A 19753-nucleotide genomic window follows, 5' to 3' on the forward strand; every position below is an offset into this window, starting at 1 on the left:
GTTCTATGGATGGTTTACGCAATACCGCCGCTTTATTGACGGTTATTCAAACTTGTAAAGCTCAAGGTAAATCTGTCATTGATTTTTTTCGTCAAGCTTTAATTGATCCTTCTTCCATCTCTCTCATCCCTATTCTTACCTGAATTCTTACGGTATTAGTTTGATTTTACGATCAGGATAGGGGAGATCTTCATTTATCCATGAGCGAATTGCCTCATCACTCCCAAGTAATTCTAAAGTTGTTTCAGGAATAGGATATCTAGAATATTCACCTAACTTGAAATATATTGTAGGTGTGTTTGATTCGTCGTTAGAAGGGTGGTAATGATGTAAAGCATTTAGGAGTTCTGGAATAGATTCTTCTCGATTAAATTGAGCTAAAGAAACTGCGGCACTTCTGCGAATAGCATAATCTGAATTAGCAAGTGAAGATAGTAATATAGAAATCACCTTGTCGATATTGGGAAGTGCATCTTGCTTTATTAAGCTCAGTAATTCAGCCGCTATTATTTGGATATCACGATGATGGTTTTCCATCAATCCTTCTAATAAAACTGGAACAGCACGTTCGCTGCCGAATCTTGCTAGAACATCTGCCGCACACCATTTAATATCCCATTCTGGATTGTCCAAAAGAGGAATTAGCTCTTTTACAGCAGTAAAACGCTTATTCTCTATTAATAATTTTGCAGCTCTTTTTCTCAAAGATACATCTGAATTTTTTATTTGATTTACTAAAGCTGAAATAGCTTCATAGGTCTCAAATTTTCCCAAGCCGTCAAGAAAACTTTCATAAACTTTTACATCTTGTTGACTATTCAATCTTGAAATCAATAGAGATACAGCTTTTAAGTTACCTAGTTTTGATAGTAACCTTGATGCTTGTCTAATTTGATTTGGGTCTTTGCTATTTTCTAAAATTTCTAGTGAATTTTTTTCAGTAGATTCTGGCTCAAATTTTGTTAGTAGATCATCAGTTGCTCCCACACTTAAAAAGCTTGAGAAAGGATTGTGAAATTCATTCAGGTCAGAGCATATATTTGGAGACAATTTGTTGATTGTTTCAATAATTTCTTTCTTTAACAATAATATTTTGTCAGGAACTGTTCTTGTTGTATTTTTTTGATTAAATCGTAAATCTGATTGTAGAATTTGATTCAATTTTGAAACTACATCTTGACATCCTAATACTCCTATCCAATTTGCAGCCCTTATTGCAACATCCATGTTTGAACTTTGTAAGAATTGTAGTAGATCTGACAATGCAAGTCTAGATTGCGTTCTTCCCATCAGTGTTACCCGCAACCATTCTGAAGCCGTTGTATCTCCAGAGATATTTTTTATTAATTCAATAGTTTCAGCTTGAACTTTTGCTTGTACTGCTCCCACTAGCCGTGAACCCATCATTAAGTCTACTTCTAGAGCTTGTTTTACTAATTGTTTTGATTCGCTATCAGTTAGTTCAGGAAATCCAATCATCAATGCGATCGCCTCAGTCCATTTTAGATGATTGAGATAATCAGTCTGAAATGGCGTGTATTTCTGACCATCTCTATTAGTTGTAAGTTCAGGTAGCCGAATAAGTATATCAAGTATATACTCTGCTGCATAATATTCTTGAAGTGATTGATGACAGAATTGAACTTTACGACTTCCAAGCATTCCATCCCATTGCAACAAATGATTGCTTAGTAAATGCTTTAGTGTTTTTGTCCCAATTAAGCTTTGAACTTTACTTTCATAAATGGGTTGTTCACAACGAATCATTTCAAATGCAAGGTTACTTAATTGACGTTTTGACTCATCTAAATCAACCCCTTCCTTTGCCCGTTCAACATAAATAGTTGTAAACTCTCGGTAAGCTTCTCCACGAGTATTAGGAGTCTCTTTAAAAGGATTTTGCTTAAAAATGATGTATAACATCCAAACCATCAGAGGAGTTTGACCAAAATCACGAACGCGATCGCATAATTCTTGAACCCGATTATGATAATTGGGTAGTCTCTTGTTCAAAAAATCCTTAACCTCTTCAGGGCTTAAAGGTTTAATTTCTAGCTTGTTTGGGATACCGAAATCACCTGCATCGATATCGCGTGTAGTTAAAATCATCGGGAGATTGCGATCGCAGAAACCTTTAAAATCTGTCCGAACTTCACTTGGCAACTCGTTAACACCATCTGCGAGTAACAGCAACCGTCTATCCTTAATGAGATTCTCAATATATGCCAGCGTCTCATCTTCTTTCATTCCTAACAAAAAGCTGCGTTTCTTGAACGCTTCTTTAATCAATTGCCAGATGTAGTTTGGCTGATGCTGATAATCCTTTAATTCAATTAACACTGGGATAGGCAATATTGAATCTTGCAGAGCTTCTTCTACTTTTCTTAGCAGAACCTGAGCCAAAATAGTCGATTTACCTGATCCTGGTTTACCAAAGATTAAAATGCGTTCATTTGAAAATTTTCTAATGGCATCTAGAATTGGCAATATAACTTTTTCTTTTTTTTGTTTTTTATCATTAGTTTTTTCTGCATTGTCTGTTTTCCCCTCTTCTTTTATTTCTACATTTACTTCTGTTTCTACATTTAGTCCAAACTCAAGCCAAGTCGAGTCATTAATTTCATTCATGAAAGCTTTAGGCTTCCACCACACTTGAAATTCCTGCTTAACAGATTCCAGATATTCCCTTTCCTCCAAACTCATCACACCATTTGCTTTTGCACAATCAGCCGCTAATTGAACTCCTTTAGAACACAACAAACGCGCCCAATCCTTTGAGTCACGGCATCCTTCATGTGTGTTCAAACTTTGTCCTGTTGAGCAAAGAGCTTCCCAAACAATAGCTGATTGATTTCGATCATGTAAAATCCGAGATAGCAGAAGTTGAGCTTGCTTACCATTCTGCAACCCTTCATCTAAATCCAGAACAATAATTACCAGCCGACTAAAAAACTCTGGATCAATATCAGGAAGATCGGCATCAAGGAATTTTTGTTGTGTTTCTTTTGTGATCGCCTTTAGATTATCTACCCGTCCTTGTCCCAATCGCTTAAAATCATTGCGTAAATCTTCTCGAATAGTTTTACTAGCAGTTGAGTCAGTTAGAATTACTCCATAAAGTTTGGGATCAGTCTTAAGTCCTTTTCCTAGCTTTATCAGAGGTTTCCAGAGTTTATCTTTTTCTAATCCATGTTTAGCTTGGAGTTCGATCTTAATACCACTACGCAAAGTGATACATAAGTCATCGCCAGCCCCACCAGTTTCACCAGCTACAGAAATTGGCACATCAGGGTCGTTATCTTCAATCCAGCGCAAATTTTCTTCAGCCAAAATATGAGCAGCGACATAGGCTGTTGCTCTAGCTTGATATTCATATCCACCGCCGCCGCCACTACCACTCATTCGATTAATTAACTTGACTTAACTGTGATAATTAACTGTAATCCGAATCCATGCAACCATTGATTTAACTCATTCACTGCTTGACTTTTATCACTTACACTAAAATCTTTTTTACCCATTTGTGATCGCTCTCACCACCCAATGAGATTGCCACATCCTCAAGCGCCGAAGCTAACAAGTCAATCATCCCTAATCTTTCAGGGCGTATTTAGGATCTCGATAACTTTAGCGATTACCTCATTAGTCTTGATAGATTTGAGATGTCCTGCAATGGATAAAATAATAGACTGATCGGCGGTAAATATGCGATTTGTTCTGATATTGCTAGGTTTGCTTAAGATTCCTGTCTCAAAGTCGTTGTTATTGATGGCTACTGCGTAGAAATCTGTATGATTTTGGCTAGTAATCTGGCACAGAATTAGATCGTCACCGCGTAAGTTTGCGATTACTAATGCTGGGCGGCGTTTGCTTTGCGAAAGGTCAGAAAATGGGAAAGGGACAATAACGACATCTCCTTTTACAAATCTTGCCATGCTTCATCTTCCTCTGGACTAAGCCAATCTTTAGCTAAGGATGATTCGCTCATCATGGTAATTTCTAGTTTTTCTTGTTGATATTGAGGAATACTCAACAACTCCTCCGTTGCATCATTGCTTTCTCTTTCATCGAGATAAGCCAAAAAATCCGCCGCCACCCGCAAACGCTCAGGCGAAAGCCTTTGCAAAATCGCCTCAATTTTCTGCACAGTATAGAGATTTTCAGCAATAGCTTCCATGTGAATCACCCGAAAAACATACTGCAAACATTTTACAAGAAATTTAGCTAACTCGGTTTAACCGTCACTGTCAGCTTTTTTCGACACAGTAACGTGATATGAGAGATAATTGGATTTTATAACGTTTACAAATTCATGTCTGTTCGAGTTCGCATTGCACCAAGCCCAACGGGTAACCTACATATCGGCACAGCCCGCACCGCCGTATTTAACTGGCTGTATGCCCGTAACCAAGGCGGGACATTTATCCTCAGAGTCGAAGACACCGATCGCGAAAGATCTAAGGATGAATATACTCAAAATATCTTAGAAGGCTTGGCATGGCTGGGGATTGACTTTGACGAGGGGCCATTTTTTCAAACACAACGTAGCGATCGCTATATTGCCACCGTACATAAACTTTTAGCCGAGAAAAAAGCGTACTTTTGCTACTGCACCGAAGCTGAACTTGAGGCAATGCGTGAGGCTCAAAAAGCCAACAAACAAGCACCACGTTACGACAATCGCCATCGCAACCTTACCGACGAGCAACGTCAAGCCTTTGAAGCCGAAGGTCGTCGCGCCGTAGTTCGCTTCATCATCGAAGAGCCACGCACCGTTGCATGGAATGACCTAGTACGCGGCACTGTCTCATGGAGCAGCAGCGACCTCGGCGGTGACATGGTAATCGCCCGTGTCGATGAGCAGGGCAATATTGGCTTACCTTTGTATAACTTTGCTGTAGTTGTCGATGACATCGATATGGAGATCACCCAAGTCATTCGTGGGGAAGATCATATTGCCAACACCGCCAAGCAAATTTTGATTTATGAAGCTCTAGGCGCAACACCACCTCAGTTCGGACATACGCCGCTAATTCTCAATCAGCAAGGCGCGAAAATCTCCAAACGTGATGGCGCAACTTCCGTTTGGGAATTTAGGAACATGGGTTATATTCCCGAAGCTTTTAACAACTACATGGCGCTGTTGGGATGGTCGCCTAGCGATGGCAAGGAATTATTCACTTTGCAAGAAGCCACGGAAATCTTTAGCTTCGATCGCGTAAATAAAGCAGGCGCAAAGTTTGATTGGGACAAACTAAATTGGATTAATAGCCAATATTTGCACTCATTGCCGACAGAAGATGTTTGCGATCGCATCACGCCATTCCTCAAGGATGCTGGCTACGATCTAGAATCTGTCGATCGCCAATGGTTGCTCGATCTGACTAAACTAATTGCACCAAGCTTAACGCTGCTAACCGATGCCGCAACAATCAGCAAGTTCTTCTTCACGGAGTTTGAAGACTATACCGATGAGGCAAAAGCAACTCTGAAAGGTGATGCGATCGCAGGTATCATCACAGCCCTGATTGAAGCGCTCAAAGAAACTACGGATCTCGATGCTGATAGCGCTGGAGAAGTAATTAAAACAGTCACTAAGTCTCAGGGTGTCAAGAAAGGAGTCGTGATGAAGTCTCTACGGGCTGCCCTCACAGGCGATCTGCATGGGCCAGAGATTTTGCCATCGTTTGTACTACTTCAGCGTAAAGGTTTAGCATTGTCCCGTTTACAACGCGCCTTAACCGTATAACTGATATTACGTGGAAGGAATTCTTGTGATGGCGTAAGTCTAGGGCTTGCCCTGTGGCGCAGCCCCTACAAGATCTAAAATTTATAGGTAGGGGCAATCCCCCCGTGGTTGCCCTGTCATGCTAGCAGCAAGAGGTTCATTGTCTGAGTTCCACGTAAGTGTATAAGAGAACAACCCCAAAAGCCGCACTAAATGCGGCTTTTAGCAAGATACGGAACCCTCATCCCCCAACCTCTTCTCCCGCAGGAGAAAGAGAGGAAACCCCATATTAATTTCTTGTTCTCCTGTCCTACGGGAGAGGGGCTAGGGGTGAGGGCTTTACAAAATCCCACCGAATCAATAAGCACTACTAAAGTCAAGAATTATTAGTAGGTAATAACAAACTTTGCTCGATCGCTTGTCTGACAGATTGACGGACATAGCAATCACTTTCGAGGCATTCTACTAATAGACGATTAGCATTACAGTATTGACGTAAATGCTCTATTTGCTGGGGTGCAAAATCCCAGTTTTGACCAATATTACGATAATTGATTGCTTGTTGACGTAAACTACTTGCCCATTGCTGCCATAGAGCATCACTATCCGCATCATCAGGACAGATAGCGATTAACTTAGTTAAAGCATCAGCTAGATGAGGTTCTGACATCTCTTGGGCATACTCCAAAGCCAGACTGAGATCCAGATCCAGATCCAGACCCAGATCTTCTCCATCTTTAGTTTCTAACGCCCGTGCCAAATCAAAGGCAAGATCCAGATTGAGATTGCGATTTTGACAAAGATCAAGATCAAGTACCAGAGTTCGGGCTAGCACATTTGCCAAATTGATTGGAGCGCTCTGTGCGATCGCTCTCCCCAGTGTCAAATAGAAAGCACGTACCGACTGAAGGCGATCGGGAACTTGAGAAGCTTCCGCTTTTTGTTTGACCCATTGCAACAAGTCTTGTAATTGCTGATCTCCCGCTATCAGGCGATCGCATTGCTCTTTCATTAACTGTAACAATTCATCAGCCGATCGCATCATCCCCACCGCCAGACGCAAAATGTCATGCCAACGGTGATCGGTGATTTTACTAGCTAGCAAGGTCAGCGTATCTTGATTGCCATTGTAAACAAGCTCCCGCGCCGCTAGATATTCCTGAAAAGTTAAATGCGAAAAAGAATAAATTCCCTTAGCGCGTTCCACAAACAATCCATGTTGAGATTCTATCGCTTTGATAATTGCTTCACTATCTAGTTGCAACGCCTCCTCATCGGTATGCGCCTTAGGCAAATTGCGAATGTAATCAGTGATATAGCGTTCCAGATCAACTTGCCGAAAGAAATAATCGCCTTGATAAAAGGTTGTACAAGCAACCTGCGCCAAGAGATCTTCTTTACGTTGCATTGAGAGATTTTTATAAATCTGATGACGTTCGATATTGCGTTTGGCATCCCATTTTTTGAGCAATACATCTAACCCCTCACGATAGAGTTCCGAACGATTGGTGGGGAAATCACCAAATTCATCAAATACTAAACATAAAAGCGTGAGCAATAGAGGATTTGTCGCCAATTCTTGAATAGGGCGATTGTCTTCTACTTTTCGCAAAAAAAGTTCAATATGTCGGGAATTACTGGCAAACCAACGTTGAGCAAACTGAGAAATCTGCAATGGTCGGAAGTTTGCCACCTCAACTTCCGTAAACTTCTCAAATACATATTCTTGCGCTCCCAATCGACTTGTAATCACAAAGCGATTGCTATAGTAATGCTCTGAGAAACTCCGCAGATCTTCGAGAACGCGATACAAATCATCTTCGCGAACTTCATCCAGTCCATCCCAAAATAGAATGGCTCGTCCCTGCTGTAAAAGTTGTTTAACCGCTAGCTCATCACCAATGTTGTAAGTGTGAAAATCTTGAATAATATAATCTACTAATCGTGGTTGCGACTCCGCACCTGCATATTGACGCAATGTCACAAAAATTGGTACTAAATCGCTAAAAACCTCACCTTGCGAACATTTCAAGGCTGTATATTTTAACAGCGTCGTTTTGCCAGCCCCTGGTTTGCCTAGCAACATCAGTTTGCGATAACGATTTAGAACCTCTATGCTCGAAACCCGATCTTCATTCAGCAATCCCATTTCCATGCGATCGCGCCCATGATAGGTAGCCAGCAGATCGGCAATGCCCAAACGCCGACGGCTAGTAATTTTTTCTAGAACATCAGTTCCTGTATAAATATTTTCCAGATCAATCGGGTGCGACATATCCAAAACTCGTATGGTGGCACAGCGTTCTTGGATAATCTGACGACTGCGATAGCGCAGTTGCTGTACGAGTTCTTCAATATCAATATCGAAGGGAACAACACTTTGACTAGATGGAGATTGATTGGATAGAGCTTTGTTGGCAAGTAATAAGGTTTGCTCACCCTGTGGACTAGTTTCGGCATCTAGATAATTTTGCAAAATATGCAAGAGGCGATTATTTTTACCAGGTCCTTTACCACTGATGTCAAACTTCCGATAAATTTCCCCCATGCGCTTGCGATAGGCTTCTTCAGAAATACTCAAAAAACTAGCAACTTCGCGATCTTCGCGATTTTCCCCAAATCTCAATAGGAAAACACTTTCCTGATCGGCAGAAAGCTGATGGGTTTGCGCCATTCGCATCAGAAATTTTTGGGGGAACATAAGTTGTAGAAGTTTTAGCAAGCCAACAGGTTTAGTACTACAGCGTTTAGCGCTTAAACGAATTACAAGAAGATTGTTGAAAGCGTTGCAAAGCAACGCTTTCAACAATCTTCTTGGTTTGGGGTTGAGTGCTAAACGCTGTAAAATGCAAAGCGGCTAGGCCGCTTTTCCTATGATAAATGCCGATCGCACCATGTATCAATATCTGCTAGTAAGCGATCGCCAATTTCCCAAGGCAATAAATGAGCCGTATTGGGATAACAAATAAATTCGCAATTAGGTAATAGTTTTGCTGTTTCTAAGGTTGATGCAGCCGTGATATGTCGATCTTGCTCGGCAGCGATCGCCAGACAAGGAACTTGAATTTTGCATAAATCATCAGTGCGATCGTATCCCTGCCGCAGCGCTTGCATCAAAGCTCTTTGGGCATAGCGCGAGGTTTGCAAATAAGCTTTTGCCCCAGCACGAGAAATCTGATCGTAAGCTCCTTGAGTATGTTGCTGAATCAAATACTTGATCAGCGATCGCTTACCAAACCATTCAATATGCCATCGACGTTTTGGCACAATCCAATGCAAACCAACGGCGATCACTAAGTTGGCATATTCCCACCAAGTGACTTGGGGTAAGCTGCTGCGGGGCTTGGCGGCCGTGGCTATTAAAACTAAACCGACAATTTTTGGGGTGAATTTATTTGACAATGAATTTTGGAACTCCATCGCCCGAAGCACTAGCTCCATCGCCAAAATACCACCTAAAGACCATCCCAAAATCAGGTATTCTGTAGATGACTGATCATTTAATACATCTTGCGGTTCAGATTGACAATCACGTTCCAAAAGATCCCACAGATCTTGTATGTGATCTAACATTGTGAAAGACGCTATTGCCTTACAATTGCCATAACCACGCAAATCAGGCGCGATTACTCTTACACCTTGATCGTGAAAGTGTTTGGCAAATATCTGCATTGCTTCACTATTTCCGGGGTGTCCGTGCAAGCATAGAACTTTTAATCTGCGATCGCTACTCATCAGAAATACATTTGAAACTATTTGAATTGGAAATAAATCAAGTCTTATTTACCTTAACTTGACAATGACGCAGACTTCACAACAGAACTACGCTTCCAAGCTCCCCATAGCTAAAAGCGTTGGTCAAAACCTCAATCAACCAATCGATATCATCCCAGTTAATGAAGTTATTGCGAACTTAACCTATGACAGTCTTATGGGAATGTTGCGACTACTCAAAAACCATACAGGAGTTGTCAATGTACAAACACCTTATCTGAGTTGGAAAATTTTTATTCATAGTGGAAGTATCGCTTTTATTGCTGATAAAAATGATTTTTTGCCAACATTAATCCGCAAATTAAAAATCCAAAAAGTTCAGATTTCTCAAGACATTTTACTGAACAAACCGAGCAATAGTCTGGAGACTTGCCGCCTCCTAGGTAAAATTTATGCCCAAGATCGTGAAAATTGCCTGTTAATCTTTAAGGAAATATTATTAGAAAACCTTTTAGCAATTTCTTTAGAAAAAAATTTCTCTCTGCTATGGAATCAATTACCTCTAGATCCCCAAATTGTCTTGCCGATCTGGCAATTACCTGATCTGGAAAAAGCGATCGCCAAAGCAACTGCTCAATGGCGCACTTTTACATATGTTCGGCATCCCTATCAAACAGTACAGCTTCTAGATCCCGAATGTAGCATCGCCCAAGTGCCAATGTTTACCCAAGTCACCAATGGTAAGTGTCGGATTAGTGAAATTGCCGATCGCTTTCAACAACATATCACTCGTACCGCTCTCAAACTCGATAAACTAGCCGAAAACCGCACAGTTGCCATCTTGCCATTACCACTAAGCGGCTCCGATATGAATGAGGTGCTAAACGATGAAATGGCAGAAACGCTCCCTAAAGTGATGATCGTTGATGATTCCCCTGTGCTGCTTAAACAATTTGGCAATTTACTCACAAGTTGGGGATATCAATTAAGTCTAGTCAGTGACTCCGCCAATGCAATTAAGCAAATTTTGTCAGAAAAACCCAACATCATATTTATGGATATAAATATGCCTAAATTAAATGGGTTTGAACTGATTAAACAAATTCGTCGTCACCCCTCATTAGCCAGCATACCTTTAGTTTTAATCACCTCCGAAAATACAATTACCAACAACTTTCGCGCCAAATGGGCAAATTGTCGGTTTTTAAGTAAGCCACGCACCACCAATGATATTCAAGAATTTCGGGAGCAAGTTCGGACGGTTTTGCAAGAATTGCTCGCTCCACCACAATCGTAGATACATTAAGAGGGATGGCGCAAAGCACTGCTACTCTTATATGGGATTTGAAGCGAATGGCAAGCTCTAACTAATTGCTGTTACGTGGAACGCAGATGATAAATCCCTTGCTGCTAGCGGTACAGGGCAACCACGGGGGGATTGCCCCTACCCGTAAATTCCAGATCTTGTAGGGGCTGAGCCCCCGTGCCAGCCCTAAACTTACGCAATTGTAGAAACTCCTTCCATGTAACATCAGTAACTAAGTAGAATTGCTTACATACGATCCAGTACTAACCTGATTACAATTTGGGATAATGTATCTGAGACAACCAATCGAATTTCTCTCTAGTTGCTACGATCTATGATGAAGTGATCCGTTTTTTGTAATATTTATAATATTTTTCTCATCCAAGTGCCTCCCAGTCAAAAAACATGATTGCTATGACAGGTTCCTTGCCTAACTCAGACCTTGTGTCTAATAACTTGACAGACGGACAGGTAGTGAGGAATGCCACATTACACATCCTGTTAGCAGCTATGCGCGTCATGAGTCGTTCTACTGGAGTAATCCGTGTAGAGACAAAATATCATCGGTGGAAATTATTGCTTACGGGTGGAGGCTTAGTATTAGCGGAAGAAGAAGGTCAAGTCATACCCACATTAGTTCGCAAATACAATAGCAAAGGCATTAATTTTTCGCGCATTCCTGAATGGGAGCAGCGCCAAAGCAATCGACCTTACTGTTACCCTTTTGTAAATAATGTGTACAAAAAACATCCTGAAATTACTAAAGAAGTTTTAAAAGAGGTAATCCTAGAAAATCTGTTGTCATTGCACCTAGAAGATAGTTTTTCGTTTGTGTGGAAACCAGCCAATGATCTGCAAATAAATCTCCCGATTTGGCAGCTATCGGTACTGGAAAATACTATCGCTAACGAAGTGAAACAATGGCAAAAATTTGATTGTGTTAAGCATCCTTACCAATTAGTACAACTCGTTGATGCAGCAAACTTACTCGCAAGGGTGGGCAATGACAATTTTCCACTTTTCGCAAAGGTAACAACTGGACAAGATCGGATCTCTGCGATCGCTGATACTTTTAAGCAGCCGATTTATCGTACAGCCCTATTGCTGGACAAATTAGCTCAAAAAAATATTGTGTCAATTGTGCCACTACAGGAACGGAAATCAGATAGTGACATCGGTGCGCGTCTCCAAACAAATCCACCAACAGCTCCTAAAAAAGACGAGCCTAGAGTCTTTATTGTGGATGACTCACCTGTGTTATTGCAACAAATGCAACGCCTGCTAATTAGCTGGGGGTATCAAGTTGACTTTACGGATGATGCAGAAGCCGCTACTGACAAAATCTTAGATTACAAGCCGACGATTGTATTTATTGATATCAATATGCCCAGTTTAAATGGATTTGATTTGATTAAACAAATTCGTCGCCAACGTGAATTAGCTGCACTATCTTTAGTGTTAGTCACAGCCGAAAATAGTATGACTAATAACTTTAGAGCTAGGTGGGCAAATTGTCGATTTCTAGCCAAGCCCAGATCGTCGTCAGATACACCAAAGTTCCGCGACGAATTACGTAACTTACTCAGGGAACTAGCACCTTTATCGACAGATACATTAGTCTAGGAGAGCAATTGATATCAGTTTGATGAAGTTGAATTTGTGATTAATTAAGAATGTGGGGGGTTACATTCATTCTCAAGTCAGCGTAAGTAGCAGCATTTAATTAATTGGATAAAGTTTAAGGTAAAAATCATGAGTGAGCATTTTCTAATAATTGACGATTCCGCAATTCAAAGACATTTATTGACTTCTTTCTTGAAGGATCTTGGACATTCTGTAGATTTTTGTGAATCAACGATTGGCGCTTTGGATAAAATCATCAGCAATTCCTACACAGCTATTTTTTTGGATATTGTGTTGCCAGAACAAGATGGCTATAAGTTTTTGCGAGAACTGCGATCGCATCAGCAACTTGCTGATCAGTATGTGATTTTATGCTCCACCAAAAGCACTAAGCTGGAGATTGATTACGGTTTAAAGCGGGCTAAAGCCAATGACTATTTACCCAAGCCTGTTAGTCGGGAGTCATTATCCGAAGTCTTGAAGAAATTACCGCAACATGTGAAATGAGTATTTCTGAGATGAGCCGAGATCACCTAGACGATCCAAATAACTTACTCGATTACCTAGTTGCACCAAGTAATCGGTATATTGTGGCAAAAGTCGGCGATCGCTCAGTTACTTTTCCCGATGTTTTAATCTCAGAAATTATCATTCTTGAACGCAATGCGATCTTAGCTTTGCCATTTTACGAAACAGCAATTATTGGTGTAACCCACCATCAAGCAACCATTATGCCTTTGCTGTTATTGCGATTGTTAATTGGGGAACAACGCACTTTAATTACTGAATCTCTGACTGTAGTAAGGCTGAGTAAAATCGCCGATAATTTGGGTGTCAACAATCTGGGTGGGGTCGGTATAATCGTTGATCGCGTAGTCGGCAGTCTTACAATTAATGAGTTTCAAGAGCTAGATATATATGCATCAGAGTTAGTTGATCCAACGCTCTCATCGCTTAGCTTTACCAATTCTGACAAGAACTCTCCAAAAAAAATCCCCCAAACAGTAGCGAATATCAAAGAGAACGAGTATACTCCCATTGAAATTATCCTATCGAGTATTCCTACTCATATATGGCAACCGCAACGCTGGCAGATTTCTAGCTAATTTTGCGCCCCTAATTTAAGGATTAATACATACCTCTACCTATTTGGCTACATGATTGTGGCAGGTATAGTGTAGGATGATTCTCACAAAAATGCTACGATCCTTTCCCTATAGCGAATGCATATGGCAAGCACATCCAACAAAAATCGAGCGACTTCTCTAAGTAAGAGCGATCAGTCATCTTCAAAGCGATCGCCTAAGTCGCCGAACACCACCAAATCAAAGAAGCCTAAAGGTTCGATGGGGCTGGGTTTGCTGTTGATTGCGATCGGGACATCTCTAATTGGGCTAGGTGGTTTAGGATATTTTGTCTATCAAGAATTACTAAGTAGCTCGCGGCGGGAAGTTGATCGATCCGCCGAAGCTCAGACTCGTCAGCTTGAAGCTAACCTCACCAACGTGCAGCAGGCGGTCGATGGAGTTGCTAGCACGTCAACAATTTTATTACAACAGCAGCCTCGTCCAAAAGTAGCTGCTCCTTTTCAAAAACTAATCGTAGATAGTTTACAAAATGCAAACTCTGTTTCAGGTATGGGGATCGCATCAAATGGCAATTTGCTATTCCCACCTGCCAAGCCCCTTGTACCCTACGTTTGGAAAGAACAGTCTGGCTTAAAGCCTGAAATCGCTGGTCAAAAGCTGGCTGCCCCCAATGACAAATTATTGTCAGGCGATCGCCCCGATATTCTAAAAGCTTCCTTTTATCAAGAAACGCTGAAGGGAACAGCCTCTTGGTCGCAGCCATATAGTGCCGTAGGCAAAACGATTATTACCTATAGCGCTCCCATCAGTGACGGACAAAAAGTAGTTGGGATCGTTAATGCTGATGCGATCGCCAGTGAGATTTTGTCAGTGGTCGATACATCTACTAAAAAGCCTACTGAAGAAAGCAAAATTGGTTTCGTCGTGGCTAGCAGTAGTGGCAAAGTAATTTCGGCTTCTTACCAGTTTCAGGCAACTGAAACCCAAAACCCTTCAGTTACGCAGGCTCTCACCAGCCTTGCTCAACAAGCTAAAACTGAACCATCAGGAATTACCCAAGCTGGAGGTTATCTCTGGGCTTACCGCAAAATCGCAGGTAGCGATTTGCTCGTTGCCGCACAGTTACCTGAATCAGAAATCACCAATAAGCTCATAGTTTTAGTTGGTGGCGCTGCCGTTGGCATCAGTGCAATTTTAGCGATCGCCATCTTAGGATTTGTCAATTCTCTCAAAAAGCGACTTCAGCCGCTTTCGGAAGAATGCGATCGGTTCTTAAGTCAACAAGGAACTTCAGGTGTCAATATTGCAGGCAAAGATGAAATCGATCATCTTGGACTCTCACTCAAAAGTACTTTCCAACAAGTCAAAGCCAATGAAATTCGCTTGCGTAGTGAATTAAGTCAAGCATCTTCTTCCGATGACATCTCAACGGCTGCTCAAATTCAACAGAACTTCGCAGAAACAGAGCTAATGGAGGCGGAGGTAGGTGATCTTCTAGATGTGGTCTCATCAATGGAAGAAGGAGATCTCACCGTAGAAGCCCAAGTGAATGACCGCGCTACAGGACTAGTTGCCGATACACTCAACCGTTTACGCGAAAAACTGGTGGAGATTATCTCCAGCGTTTTAGGGACAGCGCAACAAGTAGCACAGGGATCTGCTGATCTAGAAGATCTAGCCAAAACCGTAGTGTTAAACACTGCCGAGCAAGCTCAATCAGTTACCCAAGGACAAGCCTTAACTGAGCAAGTAGCGGCGATCGCTGAGCGATCGGCCGCACAGGTCAATGTTGCTAATCAATCACTCCAAGAAGTTCGTGACACAGTTGCTTCTGGTCAAACAGCAATTAATACTCTGACTGACAGTATCAGTGTCTTACAGACAGGTTCAGCCCAGATCGTACAGAGGATGAAAACCCTAGGTGAGTTCGTTGGCTTAGCAGAGCAGTTTGTGCAAGATCAAGGACAAATTGCTTCGTTAACCCAAGTGCTAGCCCTTAATGCCACCCTTGTCGCCGCCCGCGCTGCTGAACAAAAAGATCCTAAACAATTTGCTAGCGTGGCTCGTGAATTTGAATCGATCGCAGGTCAAGTGAACGATTTGGCAACTCAAACCAATGACGGATTGACGGTACTGCAACAGCGCACATCTCAAATCCAAACCGTGGTAACGGCGATCGATGCTGAAGTGCAGAACTTAAGTGGACTGGTTGCTGGCTTCACATCAGGCGTAGAGTCATCGCAATCTGCCTTCAATAGCATTCAAATCGCTACTGAAGAAGTTGTGCAAATTGGACAAGCGATTACTGAGTCTAGTACCGAAATTGCTGATGCCGCAGGATCTACAGCAAGTTATATCAGTGAAATTGCCCAACTCGCTGATCGCACTGCTGACCTCACGCGATCAGCTAGACAACAAGCTGAAGCAATGGGAAATCAGGCTCAGCAATTATTACAAGGCATTCAGTTTTTCCGCTTGCCAGAATCATCAGGGATCGCCAATCCTCAGAATGTTGCGATCGCTTCAAATGCTTTTGACAGCCCTGATACATCTGTCAACAATTTGTTTGATGCATCTACAGATTCCACTAGTACTGAAGCTAATAATTTAGGTTTGGTTGTACCTGCGATCGCTGTAGCTGCGACAGCAACAGCCGTTACTTTATCTCAATCACAACAGGAATCATTTACAGCCAAATATGTCACACCTGACGAGGAAGATAACACTGCTAATGATAGTAGATATCTAGAAAATCTACTTGACGATAGTACTAGCAGTGAGTTTGCCGAAAATAATTCCATTGAATACCCACCAGAACAAAGTCTAGGTTCTGTTCCCGAAAACTTCTTCTCAGCAGAGGTTCTTGACAACCAAAATCAAGATTCAACAGTATATTCTGATCTGACAGATATATCTTTGATTGAAGAATCACTCCTTGCTGATCTCAAGCAAGAAATCTATGATGAATCTTCAATTGATGAGGTTTCGCCCCCTGAGGTCACATTTAAAAATCCCATGGAGGGAGTTAACGAGTCTGCAATTAACGATGCAGCAAGTGACCCGATGATTGTCTCAGCTACTTCTTCATTCTTAGAAGATACAGCTTTTGGTATTCCATCCCCACTTGCTGAAGATGCAAATCTCCATTTACCAGCTTTTGTCGATTTCACAATTCCTGATCTAGATGATGAAGATTTTCATATCCCCAAAATGAATATAGAATCTTCGTTAGATGATTCAAATTCCTTCTTTGACAGTAGCACTTCAATCCAAGAAACAAGCCTTGAAGCATCTGGACTAGATTTTGACCCATTCGCGATGGATGATCAGACATCTATGCAGCCATTAGTAGAGGCTGATGATTTTGCGATCGCAGAATATGACAACGCAGAATATGACAATATTTCAACTACATCAGATGAACTTGTTCTCGTAGATGTTCCTGAGACTAATCTAGAGAGCACTTCAGATAATTTTGAATTGCCTGAATTTGAAGATTATAGTCAATATGCATCTGACGACGCAATTAATGAAACATTAGAGCAGTCTCTAGAAAATCCTTCTAACGAGGCTTTTAGCGATACCTTCGACAAGTCGTTTGATGAGTCACCCTTTGATAGAGTCTTAGATGAGGCTCTAAGCGATACTTTAGATCAGAATTTTGATACTGACAGTACTTTTGATGAGTCACCACTTCCAGAATTGTTAGATGATGAGTTTAATTATGAATTATCAGAAGCAGAGATTCAAAATGAGGATCAAGACGGTAATTATATATTTGATTTAAATCAACCGATAGATAGTTATTCTAATGAGCTTGTAAATCTAGATCAGCTAGCTGATTTGCCAGCGCAAATTCCTGATGTTTATCTTGATGCATCTTCAGACAATGAATTTCCCGAAGAGTTTACTTTTGAAGTAGACGAAAGCCCTTTAATAAATGACCCTAACTTGAATGAAACTGATAGTTTCTTTGATTTAAGCCTAAATCAAGGAGATGATAGCTTTACAGAAGAAACCATTGAAGCTTTTGAAGATCAAACAGACGACTATATGATTGCGGCGATCGCACCAGAAATGGAGATTGCGCCATCTGTTAACGATATGTCTGATCAGCCATCAACTGATTTTTCTGAGTTCTCTTTAGAACTCGATGAATCCTTATCAATGGCATCTACTAATTTGGATGAAGCAGAAGTTTTTTCTGATGGATTCTTTGATAATATTTCTACTCAAGAAAGTGACGAACTTGATTTAAATCCATTCGACTTTTCTACAAATGTTCAAAGAGATGCCCCTCTGGATCTAGAAGAACCTCAGGATCAAGAGGCATCGTTGCTAGAATTATCTTCAGAACAGCCTGATCAGCTAGACTCAATCTGGCAAACTGAAGAGACTGGCTCTAATGAATTAGACTCTTATGCTGACTTTGAGACGGGTACAGTCTCAGCTAGTGATAATTTCGCTGATCCATTTGATATTTCTCCAAATCTTCAAGAAGAGTCATTTGTTCCAGAACCTGAGATGGCTTTAGAAACAGAAACCCAAGAAGATGTGTTGTTAGATTTATCTGATCAACTGTTGGACGATCAAGACGAGCGATTTGACGAACTTTCCGAGGATTTCTCTTTTGAAATAGATGACAACTTATCAACTGATGCTCCTAATCTCGATAATGTCGAGCAACTATTTGATGAAGCTGAAGTTGTCGAGTCTATTGATCCCTTTGCGATACAAGTCAACACTCAAGAGAATATTAACAATGATAACGAGAATGCATTTGTTACAGAATTTGAGCCATCCTCTGATGTTGAATTAGACACAGCCTTTCCTTCATTGTTTGACGAAAGCGAAGATCTAGAAGAGCAGATTTCGGAATCAATTTGGCAACCCGAAGCAACTGAAGGGCTAGACGCTCTCTCTGAAGCCCCAACTTCAGTTGCAACCGATAGCTCCAGTTCAACCTTTGATTTTCCTGACTTGTCACAAATCGAAGAAATGGACAATGATTTATCGGATGAAGCATTTAGCTTTGATATATCTAGTAATTTTGATACCTTAACTGATTCTTTAGATGAAGAACCTCCTATAAGTTTTTCTGAAGGGTTGTTGAATGACCCAGAAGAAGATGTCTCCTCAATATTTGGCAACAATTTAGATCAAGAACGAGAGTTAAGCTATCACGAGTTTACAACTAACTCTGAGTCTAATAATTTTGGCAACAATTTAGATCAAGAACGAGAGTTAAGCTATCACGAGTTTACAACTAACTCTGAGTCTAATAATTTAGATGTAGATGAGAATGCATCAACTTTTGCAGAACTTACAGAAGATGTAGAATCTGATGAAAACTCAATTAAGTTTAGTGACATTTTAGAAGCAAGAAACTCTGTAGAAAACCCTTTGGAGCAGGAAGATTTAACTATTTTTGGGGCGATCGCTGAAAATCTAGACGAAGAGTCTACAGTAGGTTTTTCGGGATTTGGTATATCTGAAACTGGTGATTTAGAATTAGATTCAATGGATTCTGAGTCCATACCTGATATTTCTTTAGATTTCTCAGATACTTGGCTTGATGAAGTTACTAACGAAGATGAAAATAGACCAAGCTTTACTAGTTTAGATGACGACGAAGATATATCTATTGGATATCCATTGGACGATGAGGTTGCTAATCTCTCTAATGATGATGCTTACAAATTTGCCGATAATTTACTAGACAGTTTAATGGATGAAACTGATGAGGAGTTTGACAATCTATCCTTAGATCTACCAGATTTACCATCATTGCCAGACTTTCCTAACGTTAGTAGTGATCCTATATTCACTGAAAACAACGAAAATGAGTTAAGCGATGAGCCTGAGTTTGACTTTTCTATGTTTGACGCTCCAATTGAAGATCCTGTTAATACAGCAAGAGCGGAAATTGATGATTTCCTCTCAGGTGAATTAGGTACACAGGAGATATTTGAAGAAAAACCTAAACCTAAACCTCAGGAAGTTACATCTTTAGATGCTGACAATAATCCTTTTCAAATAGATAAATCAGAAGCAAACTAACTACCAGTACTATCACCAAAACCTATAAAGTTGCGCCCCTGCGGGGCGCAACTTTATAGGTTTTGGTTTGTCTAGCTACTTAGCAATGCAAAAGTTTTTTGAAAACTGTTGTATTGCTGTCGCCATTCTTGTTAGGAATGAAAAATAAATAACTTATGCATTTCAGTTATTTTGAGGAATAGCTCTATAATTCCATTTAGGAAGATATTCATCAAAAATGATAGGTAGATTTTC

Annotated in this window: 11 protein-coding genes; 6 read left to right on the forward strand and 5 right to left on the reverse strand. The window is 40.8% G+C overall.

The window, feature by feature from the left end:
- Window positions 1-147: 147 nt before the first annotated feature.
- The 3 genes from H6G05_RS23745 to H6G05_RS23755 form a co-directional block, all read right to left on the reverse strand.
- Entirely contained in the window at window positions 148-3402 is a 3255-nt protein-coding gene (locus tag H6G05_RS23745; RefSeq protein WP_190582254.1) for an NACHT domain-containing protein, read from the reverse strand.
- 197 nt (window positions 3403-3599) lie between these two features.
- Window positions 3600-3935, reverse strand: a complete 336-nt coding sequence (locus H6G05_RS23750) for a type II toxin-antitoxin system PemK/MazF family toxin (protein ID WP_190582256.1) — start codon at window positions 3933-3935, stop codon at window positions 3600-3602.
- Window positions 3920-4177, reverse strand: a complete 258-nt coding sequence (locus H6G05_RS23755) for a hypothetical protein (RefSeq protein ID WP_199310752.1) — start codon at window positions 4175-4177, stop codon at window positions 3920-3922. Before H6G05_RS23755 ends, H6G05_RS23750 begins: the two co-directional genes overlap by 16 nt.
- A 135-nt stretch (window positions 4178-4312) precedes the next feature.
- On the opposite strand from H6G05_RS23755, the gene gltX reads away from it, so the two are divergent.
- Window positions 4313-5749: a glutamate--tRNA ligase gene (gltX, locus tag H6G05_RS23760; RefSeq protein WP_190582258.1), complete on the forward strand. Its 1437-nt coding sequence runs from the start codon at window positions 4313-4315 to the stop codon at window positions 5747-5749.
- Window positions 5750-6104: 355 nt separating this feature from the next.
- On the opposite strand, the gene H6G05_RS23765 is transcribed toward gltX, so the two are convergent.
- Complete coding sequence (locus H6G05_RS23765; protein WP_242025790.1) at window positions 6105-8402, reverse strand: NACHT domain-containing protein; 2298 nt, start codon at window positions 8400-8402, stop codon at window positions 6105-6107.
- Window positions 8403-8599: 197 nt separating this feature from the next.
- Window positions 8600-9463, reverse strand: a complete 864-nt coding sequence (locus H6G05_RS23770) for an alpha/beta fold hydrolase (protein ID WP_190582263.1) — start codon at window positions 9461-9463, stop codon at window positions 8600-8602.
- A 64-nt stretch (window positions 9464-9527) separates the two neighbouring features.
- Here H6G05_RS23770 and H6G05_RS23775 point away from each other — a divergent pair, with 64 nt between their 5' ends.
- The 5 genes from H6G05_RS23775 (at window position 9528) to H6G05_RS23795 (ending at window position 19519) form a co-directional block, all read left to right on the forward strand.
- Entirely contained in the window at window positions 9528-10739 is a 1212-nt protein-coding gene (locus H6G05_RS23775; RefSeq protein ID WP_190582265.1) for a response regulator, read from the forward strand.
- A gap of 423 nt (window positions 10740-11162) precedes the next feature.
- Complete coding sequence (locus H6G05_RS23780; RefSeq protein ID WP_242025791.1) at window positions 11163-12371, forward strand: response regulator; 1209 nt, start codon at window positions 11163-11165, stop codon at window positions 12369-12371.
- A gap of 129 nt (window positions 12372-12500) precedes the next feature.
- Window positions 12501-12878, forward strand: a complete 378-nt coding sequence (locus tag H6G05_RS23785; RefSeq protein ID WP_190582270.1) for a response regulator — start codon at window positions 12501-12503, stop codon at window positions 12876-12878.
- The gene (locus H6G05_RS23790) at window positions 12875-13477 is read left to right on the forward strand and encodes a chemotaxis protein CheW (protein ID WP_190582272.1); all 603 of its coding nucleotides are present in this window, start codon (window positions 12875-12877) and stop codon (window positions 13475-13477) included. Before H6G05_RS23785 ends, H6G05_RS23790 begins: the two co-directional genes overlap by 4 nt.
- 123 nt (window positions 13478-13600) lie before the next feature.
- A complete protein-coding gene (locus H6G05_RS23795) occupies window positions 13601-19519 on the forward strand; it encodes a PDC sensor domain-containing protein (RefSeq protein WP_190582274.1) in 5919 nt (1972 codons plus the stop codon).
- Window positions 19520-19753: the final 234 nt, after the last annotated feature.

This window comes from Phormidium tenue FACHB-1050, from assembly GCF_014696925.1.
GTDB lineage: Bacteria > Cyanobacteriota > Cyanobacteriia > Pseudanabaenales > Pseudanabaenaceae > Pseudanabaena.